The following is a 22,973-nucleotide window of genomic DNA, read 5'->3' as shown; positions in this document are numbered from 1 at the left end:
CATCCCGCCGTGATAGCCGGCCGCCGCGCCGAGGAGCACGCCGATCGCCGCGGCGATGCCCACCGAGACGAAGCCCACCGCCAGCGACACGCGCGAGCCGTACAGCACGCGGGAGAGCACGTCGCGGCCCAGCGGGTCGGTGCCGAGCCAGTGGCTGCGGGACGGCGCGTTCAGGATCTTCTTGGTGTCCGGCCGGTTGGGATCCCAGGGCGCCAGCACCGGGGCGAGCACCGCGAGGGTCACCAGGATCAGCACCACCACGCCGCCGCCCACCGCGAGCTGGTTGCGCGAGAAGGTGCGCCAGAACACTCGGATCTCGCCGCGGGGAGCCGGCCCGGCCATCAGCGCCTCCCGCGGCGTCCGCCGAAGCGGATGCGCGGATCCACCAGGCCGTAGGTGATGTCGGCCACCAGGTTGGCGACCAGGGTGAGGGTCGCGACGATCACCAGGTTACCCATGACGACCGGGTAGTCGCGGGAGAAGACCGACTGGACCATGAGCTGGCCCATGCCGGGGATGGCGAAGATCGACTCGATGATGACGCTGCCGCCGATGAGCCCGGGCAGCGCGAGGGCCAGGATCGTCACGACCGGCAGGAGCGCGTTGCGCAGGGCGTGCTTGCTGATGACGGTGCGCTCGGCCAGCCCCTTGGCCCGGGCGGTCTGCACGTAGTCCTGCCGCACCACCTCGAGCATGCTCTGCCGCATGTAGCGCGAGAAGCCGGCGAGGCCGCCGAAGGTGGCGACCACGATGGGCAAGATCAGGTGCGAGAAGAAGTCCCACTGCTGCTGCCAGAACGAGAGGTATTCCCAGTTCAGCGAGCGCAGCCCGGAGATCGGCAGCCAGCCCAGCTGCACCCCGAACAGGATCATCAGGAGGAGCGCGAGCCAGAAGTCGGGCGTGGCGAAGCCCACGAATACGAACATGGTGGTGATCTTGTCGTAGAGCGAGTGCTGGCGGGTGGCCGACAGCACCCCGATCGGCACCGCGAGCCCGACGATGATCGCCATCTCGATCAGGTTCAGGAAGAGCGTCACCGGCAGCCGCTCGCCGATCTTGACCAGCACCGGGCGCCCGTCGGGCAGGAACGACCGCCCGAAGTCGAGACGCACCGCCCGCTTGAGCCACTCCCAGTACTGCACGTGGATGGGGCGGTCGAGCCCGAACTCCTTGATCAGCCGCTCCGTCACCTCGGGCGAGGCGTTGGGATCCTCCGGGGTCAGGAAGTCGAGCGGCCCGCCCGGGGCCAGGCTGATGACCACGTAGGAGACGAAGGTGATGCCGATGAGCAGCGGGATCGAGAGGAGGAGACGGCGGAGGGCGAAGAGCGCCATCTACCCGGAGGTATAGCGCTGCTGCGTCTTCGGCACGTACCACTCGTCGAAGTTGTAGAGGATGCCCGCGGGGGCTGGGCTGACGCCGTGAATGCGCGAGGCCACTACCGGGAGGGCGTCACGGAAGTAGAGGAAGATCATCGGCAGGTCGTGGGCAAGGATCTCCTGGATCCGGTGGTAGGACCGCACGCGCTCGCTCTGCACGCACGAGCTGCGCCCGGCCTCGAGCAGGGCATCCACCTCCGGATTGGCGTAGCCGGTGCGGTTCATCTGGTCGGGCCCGCGCTGCGAGGAGTGCCAGACCACGAACTGGTCCGGATCCGTGCCGGTGCCGAGCCCGAGCACCACCACCTCGAAGCGGCGCGGCTTGACGAACTCCTTGATGAAGGCGGCCCACTCGATGAGCTGGATGTCCGCGTTGATCCCGACCTCCTTCAACCGCTGCTGGGTGATCTCGGCGATCTTCTTGCGCTCGTCGTTGCCCTGGTTGGTCCGGATCGTGAGGGTGAAGGGCTTGCCGTCCTTGTCCTCCACGACGCCGTCGCCGTCCCGATCCTTCCAGCCCGCCTCCGCGAGGAGGGCCTTGGCCTTCTCCGGATCGTAGTCGTAGTGCTCGACCTTCTCGGTGTAGGCCCACGTGCCGGGGCGGATCGGGCCGTTCGCCTCGCGGGCCAGCCCCAGTCGCACGCCGTCGATCAGCTCCTGCTTGTTGATCGCGTGCGCGAAGGCCTCGCGCACGCGCCGGTCGGCGAAGCGCGGGTCCTTGAGGTTGAAGCCCAAGAAGGTGTAGTCGCTCGCCGGGTAGCGGAACTTGTTGTACGCCTTTCGAAAGGCGGGATACTCGGTCTGACGCGAGTACTGCATCCCGGTCAGGGTGCTCACGTAGTCGACGCCCTGGGCCTTCAGCTCGAGGAAGATCGTGGCCTGGCTCGGGATGACCCGGTACACGATGCGGCTCAGATAGGGCCGCCCCTCGAAGTAGTCCGGGTTGGCGGTGAGCACGACCTTCTCCCCCGGCTTCCATTCCTGGAAGCGATAGGGTCCGGTGCCGATCGGTCGGCTGTTCTGGGGAGATTCGCGGAGCGTGCCCGCGTCGGCGAACGACTGCAGCAGGTGCTTGGGCAGTATGTAGGTGCCCCACGTCTCCACCGCGCGCGCGTAGGGCTTGTCGTAGCGCACCCGCACCGTGTACGGGTCGGGCGCCTGCACGTCCTTCACGAGGAGGAATCCCTCCTTGAAGGGCGCGGGCGTCTTCGGATTGATCATGGTCTGGTAGGTGAAGACCACGTCGTCGGCCGTGAAGGGATGCCCGTCGTGCCACTTCACGTCCTTCCGGAGCTTGAAGGTCAGATCGAGGCAGTCGGGGCTGTAGGTCCACGATTCGGCCATGGCCGGCGCCATGTTCAGATCCTTGTCGAGCTTGATCAGCCCGTCGTAGATCAAACCGCCCACCTCGTGCGATGACTGGTCCGACGTCAGGCTCGGGATCAGGCCGCCGATGTCACCGATGGACGCCTGGATGAACGTGTCGCCGTAGGCGGGCGTGCCCGCGGTGGCCGGGTCCTCCGCCCGGGTGTCGACCGAGCTATTGCACGCAGTGGCGAGCGTCAGTCCGCCGATGACGGCCAGCAGCGAGCGGACGCGCGCCCGACGTCGCGGCATTCGGGGGCGCTACTTCTGGGGAGCGGGCGTCGCCGGCGCCGGGGTGGCGGGAGCCGCGGGGGTTGGGGTGGCGGGCGCGGTGGACGCGGGCGTGCCGGTCGCCGGCATGATGCTCGAGGGCTGCCGGTGCGCCATCATCGACAGCGCGAACGAGGTGACCATGAACAGCACCGCCACCACTCCGGTGGCCTTGCCGAGCACGGTGGGCGTGCCCATCGAGCCGAACACCGCCTGGCTACCGCTGCCGCCGAAGGCGGAGCCGATGTCGGCGCCCTTGCCGGCCTGCAGCAGCACCAGGCCGACGATGATCAGGCACACCAGCACATGAAGGATCACGACCAGGATGAACATGCGAGTCCTACTCCTTCGAAGCGCCGCTGCGCGCGGCCGACTTCTTGGCGATGGTGATGAAGCTCGAGGCCTGCAGGCTGGCGCCGCCCACGAGGACGCCGTCGATGTCGGGCTCCTGGGTCAGCGCCTGCGCGTTGTCGGCCTTCACGCTGCCCCCATAGAGGATGCGCACCGACTGGGCCAGCTCCTTGGACGCGACCTCCGAGACCAGACCACGCAGATACCGGTGTACCTCGGCGGCCTGCGCGGGTGTCGCCACCGCCCCGGTGCCGATCGCCCACACCGGCTCGTAGGCGAGCACGCAGCGCGCGAGGTCCTCGGACGACAGGCCCGCCCAGGCCGCCCGCAGCTGTCCTTCCACGACCGTGAAGGTGAGCCCTTGACGGCGCTCCTCCTCGGTCTCCCCCACACAGAGCACCGGCGCGATGCCGTGGCGCAGCGCCGCCGTCATCTTGCGGTTGATCTCCTCGTCGGTCTCCCGGAACACGTGGCGCCGCTCCGAGTGGCCGAGCAGCACCCATCGGCAACCCAGCTCCGCGAGCATGGCCGGCGAGATCTCGCCGGTGAAGGCGCCCTGGCCCTCCCAGTGGCAGTTCTGCGCGCCGAGCGTCACCGCCGCCCCCTTCAGCACCTCGGCGGCCGCGGGCAGCGCGGTGAAGGGCGGGCACACCGCGACCTCGACCCCGCGCGGCCGCTTGAGACCATCGCGGACGGCCTGCGCCAGCTCGCGGGCCATCGCCTGGGTGCCGTGCATCTTCCAGTTGCCGATGACGAGCGGCGTGCGCATCATGCCGCGTCGTCGAGGGCCGCCACCCCCGGCAGCACGCGGCCCTCCAGGAACTCGAGAAACGCCCCGCCGGCGGTGGACACGTAGCCGATCTTGTCCGTGACGCCCGCCTTCTGCACGGCCGCGATCGTGTCGCCGCCGCCGATCACCGAGAAGGCCCCCGAATCGGCCACCGCGCGCGCCACGCCGACGGTGCCGGCCGCGAACGGCTCCTTCTCGAATACCCCCATCGGGCCGTTCCAGACGATGGTTCGGGCCCCCTTGAGGGCGGTGGCGAACTGGGTGACGCTCGCCGAGCCGATATCCAGCCCCATCAGATCATCGGGAATCTCGCGGATGCCCACCGTCCGGATCCCGGTAGTCGCGTCCAGCCCGGAGGCGACCACCACGTCCACGGGCAGACGCACCGGGATGCCGCGGGCACGGGCCTTGTCCAGGACCGCGCGAGCGGCCTCGACGCGGTCCGGCTCCAGGAGGGAGCGGCCGACCCCGTGGCCCAGCGACTTCAGGAACGTGAAGGCCATGCCGCCGCCGATGACGAGCCCCTCGACCCGCTCGAGCAGGTGCTCCACCAGGGCCAGCTTGTCGGCGACCTTGGCGCCGCCCAGCACCGCCCAGAGAGGACGCTCCGGACGCTCGAAGATGCGGTCGAGCGCGCCGAGCTCGCGCGCCATCAGCAGCCCGGCCGCTGCCGGCTTGAGATAGCGCGTGATCGCCTCGATCGAGGCGTGGGCGCGATGGGCCGCCGCGAACGCATCGTTGACGTAGACGTCGGCGAGCCCGGCCAGGGACCGCGCGAACCCCTCGTCGTTGGCTTCCTCCTCCGGGTGATAGCGCAGGTTCTCGAGGAGCACGATGTCGCCCGGACGCAGCGCGCTCGCCCGCTCCTCGACTTCCGGTCCCACGCAGTCCGGAAGCAGCGCGACCGGCCGGCCCAGCAGGCCTTCGAGGCGCTCGGCGACGGGCCGCAGCGAGTACTTGGGATCGGGCTTGCCTTTGGGCCGCCCGAGGTGCGAGGCGAGAACGAGCGAGCCGCCGCCGTCGAGCACGCAGCGGATGGTCGGCAGCACCGCAGTGATCCGGGTGTCATCGGTCACGCGCGTCCCGTCGAGCGGGACGTTGAAGTCCGCCCGCAGGAAGACGCGCTTCCCGGACCGGTCGACCTGATCGACGACGAGCTTCGCCACGGACGGTCGGGCTGCGCGCTGCGCCCGCGTCTTACAGCGACCGCGCCATGTAGCGGATCAGGTCCCGCACGCGGCAGGAATACCCCCACTCGTTGTCGTACCAGGCGAGCACCTTCACCAGGTTGCCGTCCACCAGCGCGGTCGACGGCAGGTCCACGATCGACGAGTGCGCGTTGCCGTTGAAATCGACCGACACCAGCTCCTCGTCGGTGGCGTCCAGGATGCCCTTGAGCGGCCCCACCGCGGCCGCGCGGAAGGCGTCGTTCACCGCGGCCGGCGTGGCCGGCTTGGCCAGCTCCACCGTCAGGTCCACCACCGAGACATTGGCGGTGGGCACCCGGATGGCGATGCCGTCCAGCTTGCCCTTCAACTCGGGCAGCACCAGCCCCACCGCGGTGGCCGCGCCGGTCGTGGTCGGGATCATGCTGACCGCGCCGGCACGGGCCCGTCGCAGGTCCTTGTGCGGAAAGTCGTGGATCGGCTGGTCGTTCGTGTACGAGTGGACGGTCGAGGCGAAGCCGCGCTTGATTCCGAAGTTGTCGAGCAGGACCTTGGCGACGGTGGCCAGGCAATTGGTCGTGCAGGAGGCGTTGGAGACCAGCTCGTGCTTGACCGGATCGTACTTCTGCTCGTTGACCCCCAGCACGACCGTGATGTCGGGGTCCTTGGCGGGCGCGGTGATGACGACCTTCTTGGCGCCGGCCTGCAGGTGCTTCGACGACGTGCCCCGATCGCGGAAGATGCCGGTGGACTCGACCACGATCTCGACCCCCATCTCGCCCCAGGGCAGGGTCGCGGGGTCCTTGGCCGAGCACACGCGAATCTCGCGGCCGTTGACGAAGATGGCCTCGCCTTTGGACTTCACTTCGGCGTTCAGCGTGCCGTGGACGGAATCATGCTTGAGCAGGTGGGCCAGGGTCTTGGAGTCGGCCAGGTCGTTGACCGCCACCACTTCCAGCTCCGGGGACTCCAGTGCGGCCCGAAAGAAGACCCGACCGATGCGTCCGAACCCGTTGACTCCTACGCGCACCGCCATGGGCGCTCCTTCCCTGTTTGTCTCGGTTTGTCGAATACTTCCGGCCAGCAGAGGCTTCCGATTATAGCCAGCCGGAGGCGCACGGCGCAAGGCTCGGTGCTAGACGACCCGTGCGACCGTCAGGACGCCGACGGTCGCAGTCCCGCCGGCCTGCAGGGTGAGCACACATTCGGAGACGGTCGCCCCGGTGGTCAGGATGTCGTCCACGACGATGACGTGTCGACCCGCGACCGTCTCCGGGCGCCGCAACCGGAACGCATTCCGGACGTTGGAGCGCCGGGCGTTCGACTCGAGCGCGGTCTGGGACGCGGTGGCCACGACGCGGAGCAGGACGTCGTCCCGGACCGGCACGCTCCAGGCCTCGCCGAGGCGACGGGCGAGCAACGAGGCCTGGTTGAACCCCCGCTCCCGATGCCGGCGCGGGTGCAACGGCACCGGCACCAGCAGGTCCGGCCGTCCCTTCGGCAGCCGGGCGGCGCCGCCCTCGACGATCAGGTCGGCCAGCGGGCCGGCCAGCCTCCGTCGGCCTTTGAACTTCAGCGCGTGGAGCGCCTCGCGCGCCACGTCTCCGTAGCGCGCGCCCGCGCGCGCATAGGCGAACACCGGCGGCCGAAGCCGGCATTCGCCGCAGAGCGGCGTGTCGATCGACCGGAGCGCCGCCGCCATGGGGACGCCGCAGGTGCGGCACCACGGCGGGCCGATCCGCTCCAGTGCGTCCCAGCACACGAGGCACAGCGGCCCACGCCGCGCTTCGGACAGGGGCGCCCGGCACACCGTGCAGAAGGGTGGGAAGACGAGGTCCAGCAGGACGCCGGTCCAGCAGCGCCACCGCCCGGTGTCGCGGCCGGGGCGAACTAGGGCCGGAAGGTGTTCCAGCGACGACACGTCGGGCAACGGTCGACCCAGCGCGAGTGCACCGCGCCGCACTCGGCGCACCGATGTGGCCACTCCACGCTGTCGCTCAGCCGCAGCGCGCGCCGGTACTCCTCCATCGCGTCACGGAACTGGCCGCGCCGTTCCAGGATGGCTCCCAGATAGGCGTGGATCTGCGGCAGATCGGGGGCCCGCACCTCCATCTTCTGAAACTGCTCGGCGGCCTCGTCGAGCATCGTGAGCTCGAAGTAGACCCGGCCGAGCCCGAACGCCAGCGCCTGGTTGTCCGGATGGCGCGCGAGGGCGTCCTGGTAGAGCGAGATCATGCGGGTCGGACGACCCTCGGTGCGATGCAGCTGCTCGAGGCGCCCCAGCAGGGGCAGGGCGGCGTGCGAGGCCTCGGCCGCCCGCTCCCACACGCGCAAGGCCTCCCGCGGCTCGCCCGCCTTGAGGTGCGTGTCGCCGAGGAGCAGGGCCGCCGGCACGAAGCCCGGCTGCAGCCGCAGGGCTTCCTTCAGATGAGACATGGCAGCCGCGCGATCGCTCCCTTCCAGCCGGTCCCGGGCCACCTCATAGTGCAGGCCGGCGAGGATCCTCTCCTCGGCCGCCCGTCGGTCACGGGGCGCCTCCTGGAGCAGCCGGGTCTGGACCTCGAGCGCCTCGGCCCAGCGTCGACGCTCGATCAGGTCGTCCCGTTCCACGTGGACTCGCGTCGGCTCGCCATGCCGCCCGACCTCGTCGCCTCCGAGCGCCACGGCCACCGGCCCGGGCTCGACGCGCCATGGGCGGCGTGGATGCGGCCGGGAGACGTCACGAACCAGGCCGACCGCCGAGGCGAGCACCGCGCCCGCGACGAAGACGATGGCGACGAGAGCCATGACCGGGACGTCGAAGGCCCAGTCACTGCCGAGGGCGATGTGGACGCGAGTGGGATTGAGGGAGGCGAGGTAGGTGACGAGGATGGCGAAGAGCAGACCGACGATGAGCCCGAAGCGGATCGACACGGGCGGGCCAGGCTAGCGGGCCGCGGTACGCTCTTCCTCTTCGATCGCCCGCTGGCACTCGATGCAGTACCGCGCGTCCGGCAGCGCCTCCAGGCGCTTATCCGCGATGGGCTCCCCGCACCGCTCGCAGTCGCCGAAGCCGCCCTCGGTGATCTTCTGCAGCGCCAGCGCCACCTCCTTCAGCCTGCGGCGGTCGCCGTTGCCCAGCTCGAAGAGGAACTCACGATTGTAGGCAGAAGAGGCCTGGTCACCCAGGTCCTTGATGGAATCGTCTTCGGGACCCTTGCCGTAGAGGACGTTCTTTCCGACCTCCTCCACGAGCTGGCGATGCTTCTCTTCCAGCTTCTTCCGAAACTGCACCAGGCGATCCTTCTTCATCGTGGCCTCCTTCCTCGTCACGATCGCCGCCGAGAACGCGACGCGGCGCCGCCGGTAGTCGCGCAGGCTACCACGAGGCCTATGTCAAATCAATCCCGCGCTCGTCCTCCCTCGACGGAAACGAGCGGCGCGTCGCCCCAGAGACGCTCGAGCGCGTAGAATCCGCGCGTCTCCTCGAGGAAGACGTGCACCACCACGTCGCCGTAGTCGAGCAGGAGCCATCCGCTCTCGGCGCTGCCCTCGTTGTGACGCGGTCGCACACCCTCCGCGCGCAGCGCGCCCCGGATCGCTTCCGCGATCGTCTCCGCCTGCGTGGTCGAGCGGGCGCTGCACACCAGGAAGAAGTCCGCGATGGTGGACAGGCCCTGCAGGTCGAGCACCGCCACATCGATCGCCTTCTTGTCGAGGGCCGCGTGAGCGGCAACACGGACGACGGCTTCGGCAGACAGGGTGGCCAATCACGCCTCCGGGCGATACAGCTGGTGGTCGCGGATGTAGGACACCACGGCTTCGGGCATGCGGAAGGCGAGGCTTCGGTTCTCGCGAGCGCGACGACGCAGGTCCGAGCCGGAGATCGGCAGCGACGCGGCGTGCAGGAGCAGGGGGACCGGGCCGTCTACTGCCTCCGTCACGTCCCGCTGGAAGCCGGGCAGCCCCAGCTCCCGGAGCACCTTGAGAGCGGCCGGCATCTCCGGGTCGAACGCCATTCCGTTGCGCGGGATCACCACCAGGCGGGCGAGCGACGCCACACGTCGAGGATCCTTCCAGCTCAGGAGGTCGAGGAAGGTCTCGGAGCCGATGATCAGATGGAGACGCCCCCGCTCCTGCAGCGCGGCGAGGGTGTCCACGGTGTAGGACGTGCCACTGCGCTTCACCTCGACGTCGGAGACCTCGAACCGGGGATGCTCCTGGACCGCCAGCGCGGTCATCCGGTAACGGTGCATGGCGGGGGCCAGCTCGGTCGGCGGCTTGTGGGGAGGCTGGGCGGCCGGCACGAAGAGCAGGCGATCGAGCGCCAGGGCCTCGCAGACGTCGTCGGCCACGAGGAGGTGGCCGAAGTGGATCGGGTTGAATGACCCGCCGAAGACGCCGACGCGCTGCAGGCGACTACTCCCGGACGTGCCCGTCGCCCCACACGACGAACTTGGTCGTGGTCAGCTCCCGGACGCCCACCGGACCCCGCGCGTGCACCCGGGAGGTCGAGATGCCCATCTCGGCGCCCAGGCCGAACTGGCTGCCATCCACCAGCCGGGTGGAGGCGTTGACCAGCACCGCCGCCGCGTCCACCTCCTGGGTGAAGCGGCGCGCCCGCCGCACATCCTGCGTCACGATGGCCTCGGCGAGGCCGGAGCCGTGCCGGCGAATGTGGGACACCGCCTCGTCGAAGCTCGCCACCACCCGGACGGCCAGGATGTAGTCCAGGTACTCCGCGTCCCAGTCGGCCGGCTCCGCGGCGCGGGCGCCCGGCATGAGCGCACGCGCGCCCTCGTCGGCGCGCACCTCCACTCCCGCGTCGGCGAGCCGCGCGGCGAGGCCGGGCAGCACGGTCGGCGCGATGGCCGCGTGCACCAGCAGGGTCTCCAGCGCATTGCACACGCTCACCCGCTGCGCCTTGGCATTCACGGTCACCGCGATCGCCATGTCCGGGTCGGCGCCCTCGTCGAGGTAGACGTGACACAGCCCCTTGTCGTGCTTGAGCACCGGCACCGTCGAGCGCTCCGCGACCAGGCGCACGAACTCCTCGCCACCCCGCGGGATGATGAGGTCGAGGTAGCGGTCCAGCGTCAGCATGGCCAGCACCGCGGCGCGGTCCGCGATCTCCACCGCCTGCACCACCTCGCCGGGCAGGCCCGCCTTCTCGACCGCCTTGCCCAGGATCTGGGCCAGCAGCGTGTTGGACTCGAGCGCCTCGCTGCCCCCGCGCAGGAGCACCGCGTTGCCCGACTTCAAGCAGAGGCCGGCGGCATCCGCGGTGACGTTGGGTCGGGATTCGAAGATGAAGCCGATCACGCCCAACGGGACGCGCACCCGGGCGATCTCGAGGCCCGATGGCCGGCGCCACGTCTCGACGGTCTCACCCACCGGATCCGGCAGGCTCGCCACGTGGCGAAGGCCGGCGGCCATCTCCTCGATCCGACTCTCGGTCAGGGTGAGGCGGTCGACGAAGGCCCGCGGGTGCCCGGCCGAGCGGGCCCGTTCCAGATCGTGCCGGTTGGCATCCAGGATGGCGGCGGTGCGCTCCTCGAGCCCGCGCGCCATCTGGGTGAGCGCTTCGTTCTTGGCCCGGGTGGGAGCCAGCGCGAGCACCCGCGCCGCCTCCTTGGCCGCCCGCGCCTTCGCCTCGACGTGCGCCGCGACGTCCATGGCCGCTCCCTCTCTCCGCGACGGGCTCACCGTGCCGGCTCCCTCACAGGATCACCAGGTTGTCCCGGTGGACGACCTCGTCGAAGCCCTTGTACCCCAGCGCCTTTTCGATGTCCGCCGTCTTCGCCCCCCGGATCCGACGCAGCTCCTCGGCGTCATAGTTCACGAGGCCGCGGGCGAACTCGTGGCCCGCCGTCTCGGTCAGCGCGACCACTTCCCCGGCGTGGAACTGGCCGTCGACCTCCACGAGCCCCGAGGGAAGCAGGCTTTTGCCCCTCTCAGTTAAGGCCTTCTTCGCGCCCGCGTCAACCACGAGCCGCCCCTGCGGCGGCACCGCGAACGCGATCCATCGCTTGCGCGCGGCGAGGCGATCGTCGCGCGGCTGGAAGTACGTCCCGACCGGCTCGCCCTTGAGCACCCGGTGCAGCAGACCGGCCTCGCGGCCGCTCGCGATCACCATGGGGATCCCGGAGGCTCCCGCCTTCTGGGCGGCCTGCAGCTTCGTGCTCATCCCCCCCACCGAGACCTCCGCGGAGGCATCGAAGACCATCTTCTGGATCTCGTCGGTGACGGCCTCGACGGTCTCGAGCCGTCGAACGCCCGGATCGCGGCGCGGGTCACCCGTGTAGAGGCCGTCCACGTCGGTCAGCAGCACCACCAGATCGGCGTCGATCAGATGAGCGACGAGGGCGGCGAGATTGTCATTGTCGCCGACCTTGATCTCGTCCACCGCCACCGTGTCGTTCTCGTTGATGACCGGGAGCACGCCGAACTCGAGCAGGGCCAGGAGCGTGTTGCGCGCGTTGAGGTACCGCGACCGATCGCTGATGTCCTGACCCGTGAGGAGCACCTGACCGACGGGGATCCCGTGCTTCTTGAACGCCTGCTCGTACTCCCACATGAGCGCGGATTGGCCCACCGCGGCCGCGGCCTGCTTCTCCGGAATCGAGCGGGGACGAGCCTTGAGGCCGAGGCGAGCGACCCCGGTTGCGATGGCGCCGGACGACACCAGCGCCACCTCGCGCCGCTCCTGCACGAGCGCGGCGATGTCCGCGGCCAGCCGCGCGATCGCCTCGCCGGACGGCCCCTCGCCGGGCGTGGTGACGAGCCCGCTGCCCACCTTCACCACGACCCGGCGGGCGCGGCTCAGCGGATGGCGGGCACCCATGGCTCGCTCACCAGGCGCCGCGCCACGTCGTGCACCAGCGCGGGCAGGCCGTCTCCGGTCACCGCCGAGATGGCGTGAAACGGCAGACCGCGCTCGGCGCAGAAGCGCTCGACCGCCGCGCGCGCGTCGCCGGTGCCGGACAGCTCGGCCTTGTTCACGACCACGATCTCGGGATGGGCGGCCAGCTCCGGCGAGTACGCGGAGAGCTCGTCGCGGATGGCCTGGTAGTCGGCGAGCGGATGGCGGCCGGTGCTCGGATCGAGATCGATGAGATGGACGAGCAGCCGCGTGCGCTCGACGTGGCGCAGGAAGCGGTGGCCGAGCCCCTTGCCGCTCGCCGCGCCGGGGATGAGGCCGGGCAGATCGGCGATGACGAAGCTCCGATCCTCGCCGGCTCGCACGATGCCGAGCGTGGGCACCAGGGTCGTGAACGGGTAGTCGGCGATCTTGGGCTTGGCCGCCGACAGACGCGAGACCAGCGTCGACTTGCCCGCGTTCGGAAACCCCACCACCCCCACGTCGGCCAGGAGCTTCAGCTCGAGGTGGATCCAGCGCTCCTCCCCTGCTCGCCCCAGATCGGCGCGGCGCGGGGCCCGGTTCGTGGAGGTGGCGAAGCGTGCGTTGCCTCGCCCGCCCCGCGCGCCCTTCGCGACCGTCAGGCGCTGACCGCGCTCGGTCAGGTCGCCGAGCGGCTCACCGCCGTCGCGGTCCGAGACGACCGTGCCGAGCGGCACGCGCAGGATGGTGTCGTCGCCGCTGCGGCCGTGTCGGTTGGCGCCTTCGCCGTGATGGCCCCGCGCCGCGGTGTAGTGGCGCTGGTAGTGAAAGTCCAGGAGCGTGGTGATGGAGGGATCGGCTTCCAGGATGACGCTGCCGCCGTCCCCGCCGTCTCCTCCGTCCGGCCCTCCGCGGGGCACGAACTTCTCACGCCGGAAGCTGACGCACCCGGCGCCGCCGTCGCCCCCCTTGACGAAGACGTCGATCTCATCAACGAACATGGGGTGACTTTAGATGACGGAGACGGCGACCCGGCTCAAGCCGACTGCTGCTGCGCGATGCTGACGTACTTGTCGTCGCCCTTCCGCTCGAATCGGACGTAGCCGTCCGACTTTGCGAACAGCGTGTGATCCACGCCCAGCCCGACGTTGGCCCCCGGCTTGAAGCGCGTGCCGCGCTGGCGCACCAGAATACTGCCGGCGGTGACGAACTGCCCACCGAAGCGCTTCACACCCAGCATCTGGGGGTTGGAGTCGCGACCGTTTCGGGAGCTGCCGACACCCTTCTTGTGTGCCATCGCTCTAGACCTCGATCTTGGTGATGCGCACGGCGGTCATCGTCTGTCGATGGCCGCGGTGCCGCCGGTAGTTCTTGCGCCGCTTGAACTTCACGACCAGGACCTTGTTCTCCTTGCGCTCCGCGACCACCTGTCCCAGCACCTTGGCGGAGGCCAGCGCCTTGGGCTCCACGGTCACCTGCCCTGCGTCGTTGACGAGCAGGACCTCGGTGAACTCGACCGACGCGCCCTTGTCCTTGGCGAGGCGCTCGACCTTGATGACCTGGCCGGGAGCGACCCGGTATTGCTTGCCACCCGTCGCGATGACAGCTTCCATTGCCGCAACCTTTCTATTCGTTGGGTCGATCATGGGTCCGGGTCTCGCGTCGATCGATCATCACTCCCGAGCGTTCATCTGCGTGCGTCCGGCCGGAATGTCACGAGGGCTCATCAGACCACAGGGCCCTCGTGAAAGTCAAGCCGGACGGGAGTTTAGCTCAAACGACCCGCATGTAGTCGGCCAGCTTCTGACGCAAGAACAAGCGCGAGCGGTGCACACGGGACTTCACCGCGGGCAGGCTGATCTGCAGCGTTTCGGCGATCTCGGGATTGGAGAGGCCCTCGACGTCGTGCAGCAGAAAGGCGGTCTTGTAGTCCCCCGGCAGGTCGTCGATCGCCGTCGTCAGCACGTCCCGAAGCTCGGTCTGCAGCGCCGGCTCCTCGGTGCGGGCCGACCAGTCCCGGAGCGGTTCGGCATGCTGGCCGAGCTCGTCGAAGCCGGGAGACGTCGCGTCCCACAAGATCTCGTTCCGCTGCCCCTGGCGGGTCCGCAGCTTCTGGTAGGCCGCGTTCGCGGTGATGCGATAGACCCAGCTGCCGAAGGCCGACTCCCCCTTGAACGTGTCGATCTTGCGCGCCGCCGTCCACAACGCGTCCTGCACCACTTCCTCCGCATCCTGCTCGTTGCTCGTGATACGGATGGCGAGGCGGTAGACCCGATCGCCGTAGGTGGCGATCAAGTCCTCGGCGGCGCTCGGATCCTGCCGACGGAGGCGCTCCACCAGCTCCGCGTCCCGGTCTGGCTTCCGCGGCCCGCTCGCCGTGTCCTGCGGGTGCCCGTTCGTGGCGTGTACCGTCGTCATGCTCATGTCCTGTAGAGCGTGAGGTGCTGCTTCAGCTCCTCGACGCACTTTTCCATGACTGCGATGTCCCGGGTGACCTTGCTCAGGAGGATCGCCCCCTCGAGGCCGGCGACCAGGAATTGGGCCAGACGCGAAGGATCCGCATCGCCTCGAAGATAGCCGCGTCGCCGGCCCCGGAGCAGCGCGTCCGCGAGACGGGTGCGCCAGATGTCGAACAGCTCGGCCAGCCGCTGACGGAAGCCCTCGTGCACGTCCGACAGCTCGCAGGCCAGGTTGCCCATGACGCATCCCCCCACGCAATTGCGCTGTCGCTGCGCCTCCAGCACGCGATCGAGGAACCCGTCGATCTGGGCAATCGGGTCCGCCTCGACGTCCGCGAACGCGGGTCCCAGGCTCCGCTCGACGAACGAGCGGGTCGTGCGGTCGATGATCGCGTACCCCAGGTCCTCCTTGCTCTTGAAGTAGTAATAAAAGTTGCCCTTCCCGACCCCGCTCTCCCGGAGCACGTCGTCCAGCGACGTGGATTGATACCCCTGTACATGCATCAGCCGGGCGGCGGCGTTCAGGATCTGGTCCCTGGTCGCCGCCCCCTTCGTGCTCTTCGTCTCCGACGCCTGTGCCGGGCTCGGGCTCGTCATTCCTCTTCGCTCCTCTGCGAATTTACCGACCAGTCGGTACAAACTCTAGCCGGCGCAGACCCCAGTGTCAAATCTGTCCATTTCTCGAAATATCACAGTGACTTACGAAGACGACAGCGAGAGCATCTTGAGGAGATCGGCGGTGAGGTCGTAGAGCTGGGCACAGCCGGTATTTCCTCCCAGCAGGGTCTGGGCCCGCTTGCGAAGAGCAGCATCCACCGGCAGGCCGAGCAGGGACCGGATCCGACCTTGCGGCTCGGTGCAGATGCCGGCATAGGGCAGCCTCGAGGTGATCGACTCCGCCTCGACGACGAGGCCCCGGTCGAGGTCGACCTCGTAGTGGAGATCGAAACCGTGAACGTTGTCGTGCATGGAGTTGAACAAGTGGAGTCGCGAACCAGTCTGGACGAGCCGGGCGACCTTTTTTCGCCTGAAGACCTTCCGGGCTCCCGGCGGGGGGCAATACAGATCCGACACCATCGGCGTCGAGACCGACCGGCTCCCGAAGAGCGCGCGCCCGGCCGCGCTGTACGTGAAGCAGGAATCGGGCAGGTCGACCCAGCCCGTCGTATCGAGCCGCCAGCAGGTCAGAGGGTCTGCCGTATCCAGCGCCGCGACGGCCGACCGAGGCATCCGCGTGACCTGCCGGGCCAGGCGGGCCATCTCGATGCTGCCATCGACGAAGAGGAGAGCGCCCGGACGAGAGCCGCACAGCTCGGCGAGGCGACGCGTGAAGCCGCCCACCATCCGAGTCCCGGCCAGGCGCGGGAAGTCGGTCACGAGCCCCGGATCGACGGCTCCGGACAGGGCTTCGGCGCGCGCCGCCCGGATCTCGTAGGTGGGTGACGGCAGGCAGACCGCGCTGACCTGGACGGCCCAGTCCTCGTCGGTCATGCGCACGGTATGGGTGAAGGCGTCGTCGTGGGTATTGTCCACCCACCCCTCCATCACCCGCTCGTAGCGGTCGCGGCCGACGAGCAGCGGGGAGCCGATCACTTGCCGGCGTACTTCCCCGGATCGGCGTCGAACTTGGTCTTACAGCCCACCGCGCAGAAGTAATAGGTCTCGCCCTGGTACGTCGACTGCGCCGCCGCCGTCTTGGGCTCCACGTCCATGTGACACACCGGGTCCTTGGCCATCACGACCTCCTTCACCGCCCGCCGCGGGAGCGGTCGAGCGCAGGCTATTGACCATCATTGCTACGGACAAAGCATACCCGCGGCCGCGGAAACCGGCACGAGGTTGTCGCCGCAGGCCTCGCCGAGGGTTCACGATCCGCGTGACTGCGACGTCGAAGAACGCGCCAGCCGTGCCCAGAGACATCTAGCGGGCGGAGAAGCGCGCGAGGACGTCGAGGAGCTCGTCCATCTTCTTCTGCCGGTCCCGGGCGTTGCCGGCACGCACCGCCTCCACCACGCACGATTCGAGATGATGGCCGAGCAGGAGCTTCCGGACCTGCTCGACCGCTCCCTGCACCGCCGCGAGCTGCAGGAGGATGTCGACGCAGTCCTTGTCCTCCTCGACCATGCGCTGGATGCCCTGGACCTGGCCTTCGATACGCCGCAGCCGACCGAGGGTCTTCGCCTTCACCCGAATATCCATGGTCACGTGCCTGGGATGGGCCGACGTTGCTCGAGCATGCGCAAGACCCAGTAGCCGGCCAGCGCGGCGAGCAGATGCTTGAGCGTGTGTCCGCTCACCAGGCCGGTGACCGAAAAGAACCACCCGTCCAGGAGCTCCGGCCCCTTGGCCAGGGCGTAGGTGGCCGCGGCGACCAGCAGGTCGGCGCTGCGCGTGTAGCGGGGCGGAAGGAGCCAGAGCAGCAGCGGCACGGCCGCGAGCGGATAGAACTGGACGAGCGCATAGAGGCGGAGATCGCCGGCTCCGCGCTGCTCGGTGACGTGCCAGTACCAGACGGAGATGACGGCCAGCGCGACGAGCGGACCCAGGAGCCGGAGGGCCGGACGGACGCCGACCCGGTCGCTGATGGTGGCGTCGAGCAGTCCCATCACGGTGATGGCGAGCGGCAGGCGATCCCACGCCAGCCGCGCGTTGCCGGGCGCCCAGTGGTAGTAGGCGGACCCGAATCCGGTCAGCAGGAGGCCGCCGAAGACGACCACGTAGGGCCAGCGCTCACGGGGATCCCGAAACGCTTGACCGACATCGCGAGCCAGGACGAAGCGGAGACCAAGGCCGCCGACCAGCACGAACGCGGCATTGGACAGCACGTTGAGCGCGTTGGGGACCCCCAGGAAGGCGCGCGCATCGGCCAGATGGTGGTAGGCCGCATCCTGCGGGATCGGCGGCGCGAGGAGCGCCCCTCCCGCGGCCACCACCCCCAGTCCTCCGATCAGCCCGATCGCGGTCCGCCGTTCCACGGCCCGACTATACCCTACCAGGGTACGCATGAAGCGACTCGGCGGCCGCTCGAGCGATGCGGCCGGGAGCGCGATCACACGTCGGGGAACAGGGACGGCTGCGTGCCCGGGGCGGCGGCCGGGCTCCCCGGCGCGGGTGCCGCGGCGGCCCGGCGCGGGCGCCGCGGCGGCCCGGCGCGCTTGGGCTTGCGCGGCTCCCGCTTGGGTCTCGTCCATCCCTTCTGGTGGGCGATCTTGTCGCCCTGCTTGATCACCGTCAGGTCCACCAGGCGGGCCATGGGATGGGTGATGAGATGCAGGTACTTCTGCCAGTAGCGAGGAGAATACGCCCATGTCTTCATCTGGTCGACCGCCAGGGTCAGGGCCGAGCGGTCGCCCTTGGTCGCCGCCTGCCGGAGCTGGCTCAGGATCGCGGCCCGGCTGATTCGCGACGGGCGGGTCACTTGACGGTCACGTCGTACTGCTCACGATGGTACGAAGCGACCGCCTGCACCGAGATCTTTCGGCTCAGGAGGGCCTGGAGCCGCTCGATGCCATCGCGCTGGCTCGATTCCAGGTGATGCGCCATCTCGGGATGGACCCGGATCACCACGTCGCGGCCGTTGCCCTCACCCGCCCCGGCCTGGATCTTCCGGAAGATCTCGGCGGCCAGGGTCGCGTCGGACTTGACCACGCCGCTACCCTTGCAGGTCGGGCACGGGGCGCAGAACAGCGATTGGAGGCTCTGCCGGACACGCTTGCGAGTCATCTCGACCAGGCCCAGCTCCGAGATCTCCAGCACGTTGGAGCGGGCCTTGTCGTCGGCGAGCACCTTCTTCAGCGCCTTGAACACCTGGTCCCGGTGCTCAGAACGCTCCATGTCGATGAAATCGATGATGATGATCCCGCCGAGATCGCGCAGCCGGATCTGCCGCACCACCTCGGTCACCGCCTCGAGGTTGATCTTGAGGATGGTCTCCTCGAGATCGCGCTTGCCCACGTACTTGCCGGTGTTGACGTCGATGGCGACGAGCGCCTCGGTGTGATCGATCACGATGTAGCCGCCCGACTTCAGCCACACGCGCCGGCGCAGCGCCCGGTCGATCTCGCGCTCGATACCGGTGGCCTCGAAGATCGGAGCGTCCTTCTCCCACCGCTTCACACGCGGAGCCAGCTGGGGCACCAGCGACGTGGCGAACTGCAGGCACTTGTCGTAGGCCGCCTCGCTGTCGACCAGGAACTCGTCCACCTCCGGCGAGAACAGGTCGCGCACCACCCGGAAGGTGACGTCCATCTCCTCGTGCAGGAGAGAAGGCGCCTGGGCCGACTCGAAGCGCGACTGCACCTGCCCCCAGAGACGGCTCAGGAAGCCGATGTCCGCGATGAGGTCCTCCTGCCCCTTGCCCTCGGCGACCGTTCTCACGATGAAGCCGCCTGGCGGGGGCGGCAGATCCCGGACGATGGCGCGCAGCCGATCACGCTCGAGGTCGTCATGGATCCGGCGGGAGACTCCGACGTGCCGTGCCTGAGGCATGTAGACGATGTAGCGCCCGGGAATGGACACGAAGGAGGTGACGCGGGCCCCCTTGGTGCCCAGCGGCTCCTTGGAGACCTGCACCAGGACCTCCTGGCCCTTGCGCAGCATCTCCTCGATCGGGGCCAGCGCCTCCCGTCGGGGCTCGGGCTCGGCGTCTCCCACGTCCACGTCCGCGGTCACGTCCTCCGCATCGGGCGCGTGCTCCTCCACGCCCAGGTTGGCGGTGTAGTCACCCGCGTAGAGAAAGGCGTCCTTGGAGAGGCCGATGTCGACGAAGGCGGCCTGCATGCCCGGAAGCACGTTGGTGACGACGCCCTTGTAGACATTGCCGACGATGGAGCGTCGATCCGCCCGCTCCACGTACAACTCGGTGAGGAGATTTCCGTCCTGAACGGCGAGACGCGTTTCGGTCACACCGGCGTTGACGACGATGCGCTTTCCCACGGTCGACCTCGATCCGGGGGCTCACGGGGAGACCCGGCCAGCAGTTCTGCGGTTATTGGAACTGCCGCATTCGGATCGAGAGCAGAAGCCCCAGGGCCGTCAACGAGACCACCATCGAGGAGCCGCCGTAGCTCATCAACGGCAGCGGGATCCCCACGATGGGGAGCAGACCCGTCACCATCCCGATGTTGATCAGGATCTGCGACGCGAATACCGTCGTCACTCCGAGGGCCAGGATGCGGCCCTTCGCCTCGCGAGTGCCGGCCGCGATCTCGAACCCCCGCAAGACCAGGAGCGCGTAGGCCACGATCAGCACCAGACAGCCGAGAAACCCCCACATCTCCGCGAACACGGCAAAAATGAAATCCGTATGCCGCTCCGGGAGAAAGGCGAGGCGGCTCTGCGTCGCGCCGCCGACTCCCTTCCCCAGGAGCTGGCCCGAACCAATGGCGATCTTCGCCTGAATGACATTGTAGGCCGTTCCGAGCGGATCGCGGAACGGATCGAGGTACACGAGCAGCCGGTCGCGCTGGTAGGGCTTGAGGACGAGCCAGCCCAACGGCATGAGGGCGACCCCGGCCAGGACCAACCCTCCCAGCACCTTGAGCCGGACCCCGAGACCCACCAGGATGGCACCCAGCACCGGGACCAGGCAGAGGGCCGTCCCCAGGTCCGGCTGACGGACCACCAGGAGGAACGGCACTCCCAGGAGCACGAAGGTCCCGATCAGAGCGGCGCGCGAGAGTCGCTCCCCGCGCCCGGAGGTGAGCGCCCAGGCCAGCGTGATCACGAAGATGAGCTTGAACACCTCCGACGGCTGAACGGTCAGAGGCCCGAGATGGATCCAGCGCCGGGCTCCCGAGACGGTGCGGCCCAGCACGAACACCGAGAGCAGCAAGCCGAGCCCAACCACGTAGAGGGCGGGGGCGAACCGGACCAGATTGCGGTAGTCGACGCTCACCACCACGAGGAGGCCGACGAGCCCGACTCCCACCCAGGACAGCTGCCGCCACACGAGGGCGGAGATGCCGCGGCCGGGATTGAGGCTCCAGAGGCAGACGACGCTGAGACCGATGATGAAGAAGGCGGCGCCCAGCAACGGCCAATCGACGTTCTGGAGGAGGCGCCGGTCGAGCCGGAGCATCAACCGGACTCGCCGAACGTCACCTGGGCAACCTTCTGGAGGAAGATCGCTTCGTAGATCTGGCGGGCGATCGGAGCGGCCACCTGTCCACCCTTGCCGCCCCGCTCGACCAGAACCACCACGACGTACTGCGGATCCGCGGCGGGCGCGAACGAGGCGAACCACGCGTGGTCCTGCCCCTTGGACGAGTCACTCTTGGCGATGGTCTGGGCGGTACCGGTCTTCCCCGCGATGTCCACGCCGGGCACGCGGGCCAGCGCGCCGGTGCCGTCCTTGACGACCGCGGCCAGCGCATGGCGCAGGAACGCCCACACCACCGGCGACAGCTCCACGCGCTCCGTCATCTTGCTGGACGCGCTGTAGGCGAGGCTGCCATCCGCCCGCTCCACCCGCTGGACGAGCCGCGGCTTCCAGAGGATACCTCCGTTGGCGACGGCCGCCATCATGCGCGCGATCTGCAGCGGCGTCACCAGCAACTGACCCTGCCCGATCGACATGTTCACGGTATCGCCAGCCTGCCACGGGCGCTTGAGGCGGGCCCGCTGGCTCGGCGTGAACGGCACGAGGCCGAAGCGCTCGCCTCCGAGATCGATGCCGGTGGGCGCCCCGAGACCGAAGGCGTGGGCATAGCGGGCCATGGTCTCGCCGCCCACCTTGAGCCCGGCCTGGTAGAAGAAGATGTCGCACGACTGCGCGATGGCGCCATTCATGTCGAGGTGGCCGTGCCCGCCCGGCTTCCAGTCCTTGAAGGTCCAGTTGCCGAGGTTGAACTCGCCGTTACAGTAGATACGGTCCATCGGGGTGAGCGATCCTTCCTGGAGCCCGGCCGCGGCCACGATGATCTTGAATACCGAGGCCGGCGGGTACTGGCCCTGCAGCGCCCGGTTCATGAGCGGAGTCATCGGATCGCGCACCAGCCGCAACCACTCGTCCCGCTCCACGTTTCCGGTGAGGCGATCGAGCGGAAACGCCGGGCTCGACGTCATGGCGAGCACGTCACCGTTCCGCGGGTCCATCACGATCACCGAGCCCGCCTTGCCCGCCATCGCCTGCTCGGCCGCTTCCTGGATCCGCCGGTCGATCGTGGTGATGACCTGGGCGCCCGGGTCCGGTTCCTCGCGGCGCATCACCTGGACCGGCCGGCCGTACGCGTCGACCTCGATGCGCTCTCCCCCGTCCCGACCGCGCAGGTACTCGTCCAGGAGCCGCTCCAGCCCGGACTGTCCGATCATGTCCCCGCGACGGTAGCGGCCCTGTTTCATCTGCTCGTCGCTCACCTCGCGGACGTATCCGAGCAGGTGCGCCGCGAAGGTGCTGGTGGGATACGTCCGCTGGGGCTCGACTTCCACGATGACGCCGGGCAGCTCGAGCTTGCGCTCCTCGACCTTGGTGACGTCCTCCAGGGTCAGCCCGCGTCGGACCCGCACCGGACGGATCGAGTCCGGCGCCACGCGCTCGAGCGCATCCATCAGCTCGCCCGCCGGGATCTTCAGCAACACGGAGAGCCGGGCTACGACCGAGTCGCGGTCCTCGAGCTCTCGGGGGATCACCGACAGGGTGAAGGCCGGTCGGTTGTCCACGAGGGCGAGCCCGTTGCGGTCGAACAGGATGCCGCGCGGAGCGGCCACCGGGCGGATCCGGATCCGGTTCTTCTCCGACAGCTCGTGCATCCGTCCGCCCTCCAGCACCTGGAGGTACCAGAGCTGGCCCATCAGGGCGAGGAACCCCAGGGAGCAGACGATGGCCAGGGCCAGGATCCGGCGGCCCCACGCCTCGCGCCGATTGGGCGGCACCGACTTCAGCTCCACGAGCGTCTCCGCATCAATTCGACACCGGCCTCGGCGAGGATGCACAGCGTGCCGATGAAGCCGTTGAACAGGGCCTGGGGCAGGATCACGTGGAGCATCAGGTCGCCGAAGGCCGCCGGATAGTGGAACATCTGCAGGAGCAGGAACCGCCCGACGCCTTCCACCACGCTGAGCAGCACGAGCCCGGGCACCTGCACGAGCGGATTGCTGACCCAGAACCGGCCCACGAGCAGGCCCATGCCGAAGCCGGCCATTCCCTTGGTCAGCGCCTGCACGCCCACGAGCCCGCCCCCGGTCGCATCCTGCATGAGGCCGGCCACGAAGCCAGCCAGACATCCCGACTCCGGGCCATAGCGGAGGGCGATCAGCACGGTCAGGATCAGCGGCACGTCGGGCGTGATCCCTCCGAGGCCGGCCACCGCGACCACCGTCGACTGCAAGACCCCGCCGCCGATCGTCACGAGCAGCAAGAGCAGACGTACCATG

28 protein-coding genes are annotated in these 22,973 nt (G+C 69.1%); all 28 read right to left on the bottom strand.

The genetic code is table 11. From position 1 onward, the window contains the following. On the bottom strand, positions 1-342 hold a 342-nt coding region (locus VKN16_25390), incomplete at its 3' end, for a peptide ABC transporter permease (GenBank protein HME97556.1). After that, positions 342-1,334: an ABC transporter permease gene (locus VKN16_25385; protein ID HME97555.1), complete on the bottom strand. Its 993-nt coding sequence runs from the start codon at positions 1,332-1,334 to the stop codon at positions 342-344. The genes VKN16_25390 and VKN16_25385, both read right to left, overlap by 1 nt. After that, the gene (locus tag VKN16_25380; GenBank protein ID HME97554.1) at positions 1,335-2,996 is read right to left on the bottom strand and encodes a peptide-binding protein; all 1,662 of its coding nucleotides are present in this window, start codon (positions 2,994-2,996) and stop codon (positions 1,335-1,337) included. It lies immediately after the preceding gene. Positions 2,997-3,005: 9 nt separating this feature from the next. After that, positions 3,006-3,347: a preprotein translocase subunit SecG gene (gene secG, locus VKN16_25375; protein ID HME97553.1), complete on the bottom strand. Its 342-nt coding sequence runs from the start codon at positions 3,345-3,347 to the stop codon at positions 3,006-3,008. Between the two features lie 7 nt (positions 3,348-3,354). Next, positions 3,355-4,137 carry a triose-phosphate isomerase gene (gene tpiA / locus VKN16_25370; GenBank protein ID HME97552.1) on the bottom strand — a complete coding sequence of 261 codons (783 nt, stop codon included), beginning with the start codon at positions 4,135-4,137 and terminating at the stop codon, positions 3,355-3,357. Next, positions 4,134-5,321 carry a phosphoglycerate kinase gene (locus tag VKN16_25365; GenBank protein HME97551.1) on the bottom strand — a complete coding sequence of 396 codons (1,188 nt, stop codon included), beginning with the start codon at positions 5,319-5,321 and terminating at the stop codon, positions 4,134-4,136. Before VKN16_25365 ends, tpiA begins: the two co-directional genes overlap by 4 nt. Before the next feature lie 31 nt (positions 5,322-5,352). Further along, a complete protein-coding gene (gene gap, locus VKN16_25360) occupies positions 5,353-6,357 on the bottom strand; it encodes a type I glyceraldehyde-3-phosphate dehydrogenase (protein HME97550.1) in 1,005 nt (334 codons plus the stop codon). A gap of 99 nt (positions 6,358-6,456) precedes the next feature. Beyond that, positions 6,457-7,242 carry a ComF family protein gene (locus VKN16_25355; protein HME97549.1) on the bottom strand — a complete coding sequence of 262 codons (786 nt, stop codon included), beginning with the start codon at positions 7,240-7,242 and terminating at the stop codon, positions 6,457-6,459. Continuing rightward, positions 7,212-8,234, bottom strand: coding sequence for a tetratricopeptide repeat protein (locus VKN16_25350; GenBank protein HME97548.1), 1,023 nt, complete (start codon positions 8,232-8,234; stop codon positions 7,212-7,214). Before VKN16_25350 ends, VKN16_25355 begins: the two co-directional genes overlap by 31 nt. A gap of 12 nt (positions 8,235-8,246) precedes the next feature. Then, positions 8,247-8,612: a TraR/DksA family transcriptional regulator gene (locus VKN16_25345; GenBank protein HME97547.1), complete on the bottom strand. Its 366-nt coding sequence runs from the start codon at positions 8,610-8,612 to the stop codon at positions 8,247-8,249. A gap of 89 nt (positions 8,613-8,701) precedes the next feature. Next, positions 8,702-9,070 (bottom strand): ribosome silencing factor, encoded by a 369-nt coding sequence (gene rsfS / locus VKN16_25340; protein HME97546.1) that lies wholly within the window; start codon positions 9,068-9,070, stop codon positions 8,702-8,704. Continuing rightward, positions 9,071-9,715, bottom strand: coding sequence for a nicotinate-nucleotide adenylyltransferase (gene nadD / locus VKN16_25335; GenBank protein HME97545.1), 645 nt, complete (start codon positions 9,713-9,715; stop codon positions 9,071-9,073). Positions 9,716-9,719: 4 nt separating this feature from the next. After that, positions 9,720-10,976, bottom strand: a complete 1,257-nt coding sequence (locus VKN16_25330; protein ID HME97544.1) for a glutamate-5-semialdehyde dehydrogenase — start codon at positions 10,974-10,976, stop codon at positions 9,720-9,722. Between the two features lie 43 nt (positions 10,977-11,019). Then, the gene (gene proB / locus VKN16_25325; GenBank protein ID HME97543.1) at positions 11,020-12,144 is read right to left on the bottom strand and encodes a glutamate 5-kinase; all 1,125 of its coding nucleotides are present in this window, start codon (positions 12,142-12,144) and stop codon (positions 11,020-11,022) included. After that, positions 12,123-13,142, bottom strand: a complete 1,020-nt coding sequence (gene obgE / locus VKN16_25320; GenBank protein ID HME97542.1) for a GTPase ObgE — start codon at positions 13,140-13,142, stop codon at positions 12,123-12,125. Before obgE ends, proB begins: the two co-directional genes overlap by 22 nt. Before the next feature lie 35 nt (positions 13,143-13,177). Then, positions 13,178-13,438 carry a 50S ribosomal protein L27 gene (gene rpmA, locus VKN16_25315; protein HME97541.1) on the bottom strand — a complete coding sequence of 87 codons (261 nt, stop codon included), beginning with the start codon at positions 13,436-13,438 and terminating at the stop codon, positions 13,178-13,180. Positions 13,439-13,442: 4 nt separating this feature from the next. Then, a complete protein-coding gene (gene rplU, locus VKN16_25310; GenBank protein HME97540.1) occupies positions 13,443-13,754 on the bottom strand; it encodes a 50S ribosomal protein L21 in 312 nt (103 codons plus the stop codon). Between the two features lie 160 nt (positions 13,755-13,914). Beyond that, positions 13,915-14,559, bottom strand: coding sequence for a sigma-70 family RNA polymerase sigma factor (locus VKN16_25305; GenBank protein HME97539.1), 645 nt, complete (start codon positions 14,557-14,559; stop codon positions 13,915-13,917). Between the two features lie 2 nt (positions 14,560-14,561). Beyond that, entirely contained in the window at positions 14,562-15,197 is a 636-nt protein-coding gene (locus tag VKN16_25300) for a TetR family transcriptional regulator C-terminal domain-containing protein (GenBank protein ID HME97538.1), read from the bottom strand. Between the two features lie 102 nt (positions 15,198-15,299). Continuing rightward, positions 15,300-16,193 carry a DUF2889 domain-containing protein gene (locus tag VKN16_25295; GenBank protein ID HME97537.1) on the bottom strand — a complete coding sequence of 298 codons (894 nt, stop codon included), beginning with the start codon at positions 16,191-16,193 and terminating at the stop codon, positions 15,300-15,302. Further along, positions 16,190-16,336, bottom strand: a complete 147-nt coding sequence (locus VKN16_25290) for a YHS domain-containing protein (protein HME97536.1) — start codon at positions 16,334-16,336, stop codon at positions 16,190-16,192. The genes VKN16_25295 and VKN16_25290 overlap by 4 nt, the downstream gene beginning before the upstream one ends. A 184-nt stretch (positions 16,337-16,520) precedes the next feature. Next, positions 16,521-16,787: a metal-sensitive transcriptional regulator gene (locus VKN16_25285; protein HME97535.1), complete on the bottom strand. Its 267-nt coding sequence runs from the start codon at positions 16,785-16,787 to the stop codon at positions 16,521-16,523. A 14-nt stretch (positions 16,788-16,801) separates the two neighbouring features. Continuing rightward, complete coding sequence (locus tag VKN16_25280) at positions 16,802-17,575, bottom strand: alkaline phytoceramidase (protein ID HME97534.1); 774 nt, start codon at positions 17,573-17,575, stop codon at positions 16,802-16,804. Between the two features lie 74 nt (positions 17,576-17,649). After that, positions 17,650-18,018 (bottom strand): hypothetical protein, encoded by a 369-nt coding sequence (locus VKN16_25275; GenBank protein HME97533.1) that lies wholly within the window; start codon positions 18,016-18,018, stop codon positions 17,650-17,652. After that, a complete protein-coding gene (locus tag VKN16_25270; GenBank protein HME97532.1) occupies positions 18,015-19,535 on the bottom strand; it encodes an Rne/Rng family ribonuclease in 1,521 nt (506 codons plus the stop codon). Before VKN16_25270 ends, VKN16_25275 begins: the two co-directional genes overlap by 4 nt. Before the next feature lie 52 nt (positions 19,536-19,587). After that, positions 19,588-20,679, bottom strand: coding sequence for a rod shape-determining protein RodA (rodA, locus tag VKN16_25265; protein HME97531.1), 1,092 nt, complete (start codon positions 20,677-20,679; stop codon positions 19,588-19,590). Continuing rightward, positions 20,679-22,487 carry a penicillin-binding protein 2 gene (gene mrdA / locus VKN16_25260; protein HME97530.1) on the bottom strand — a complete coding sequence of 603 codons (1,809 nt, stop codon included), beginning with the start codon at positions 22,485-22,487 and terminating at the stop codon, positions 20,679-20,681. Before mrdA ends, rodA begins: the two co-directional genes overlap by 1 nt. Beyond that, a complete protein-coding gene (mreD, locus tag VKN16_25255; protein ID HME97529.1) occupies positions 22,478-22,972 on the bottom strand; it encodes a rod shape-determining protein MreD in 495 nt (164 codons plus the stop codon). The genes mrdA and mreD overlap by 10 nt, the downstream gene beginning before the upstream one ends. Between the last annotated feature and the right edge of the window lies 1 nt (position 22,973).

It is taken from the genome of Candidatus Methylomirabilota bacterium (genome assembly GCA_035315345.1).
Lineage (GTDB): Bacteria > Methylomirabilota > Methylomirabilia > Rokubacteriales > CSP1-6 > CAMLFJ01.
Note: the sequence above shows the minus strand (reverse complement) of the source record. Positions and strands in the feature narration are given on the sequence as shown.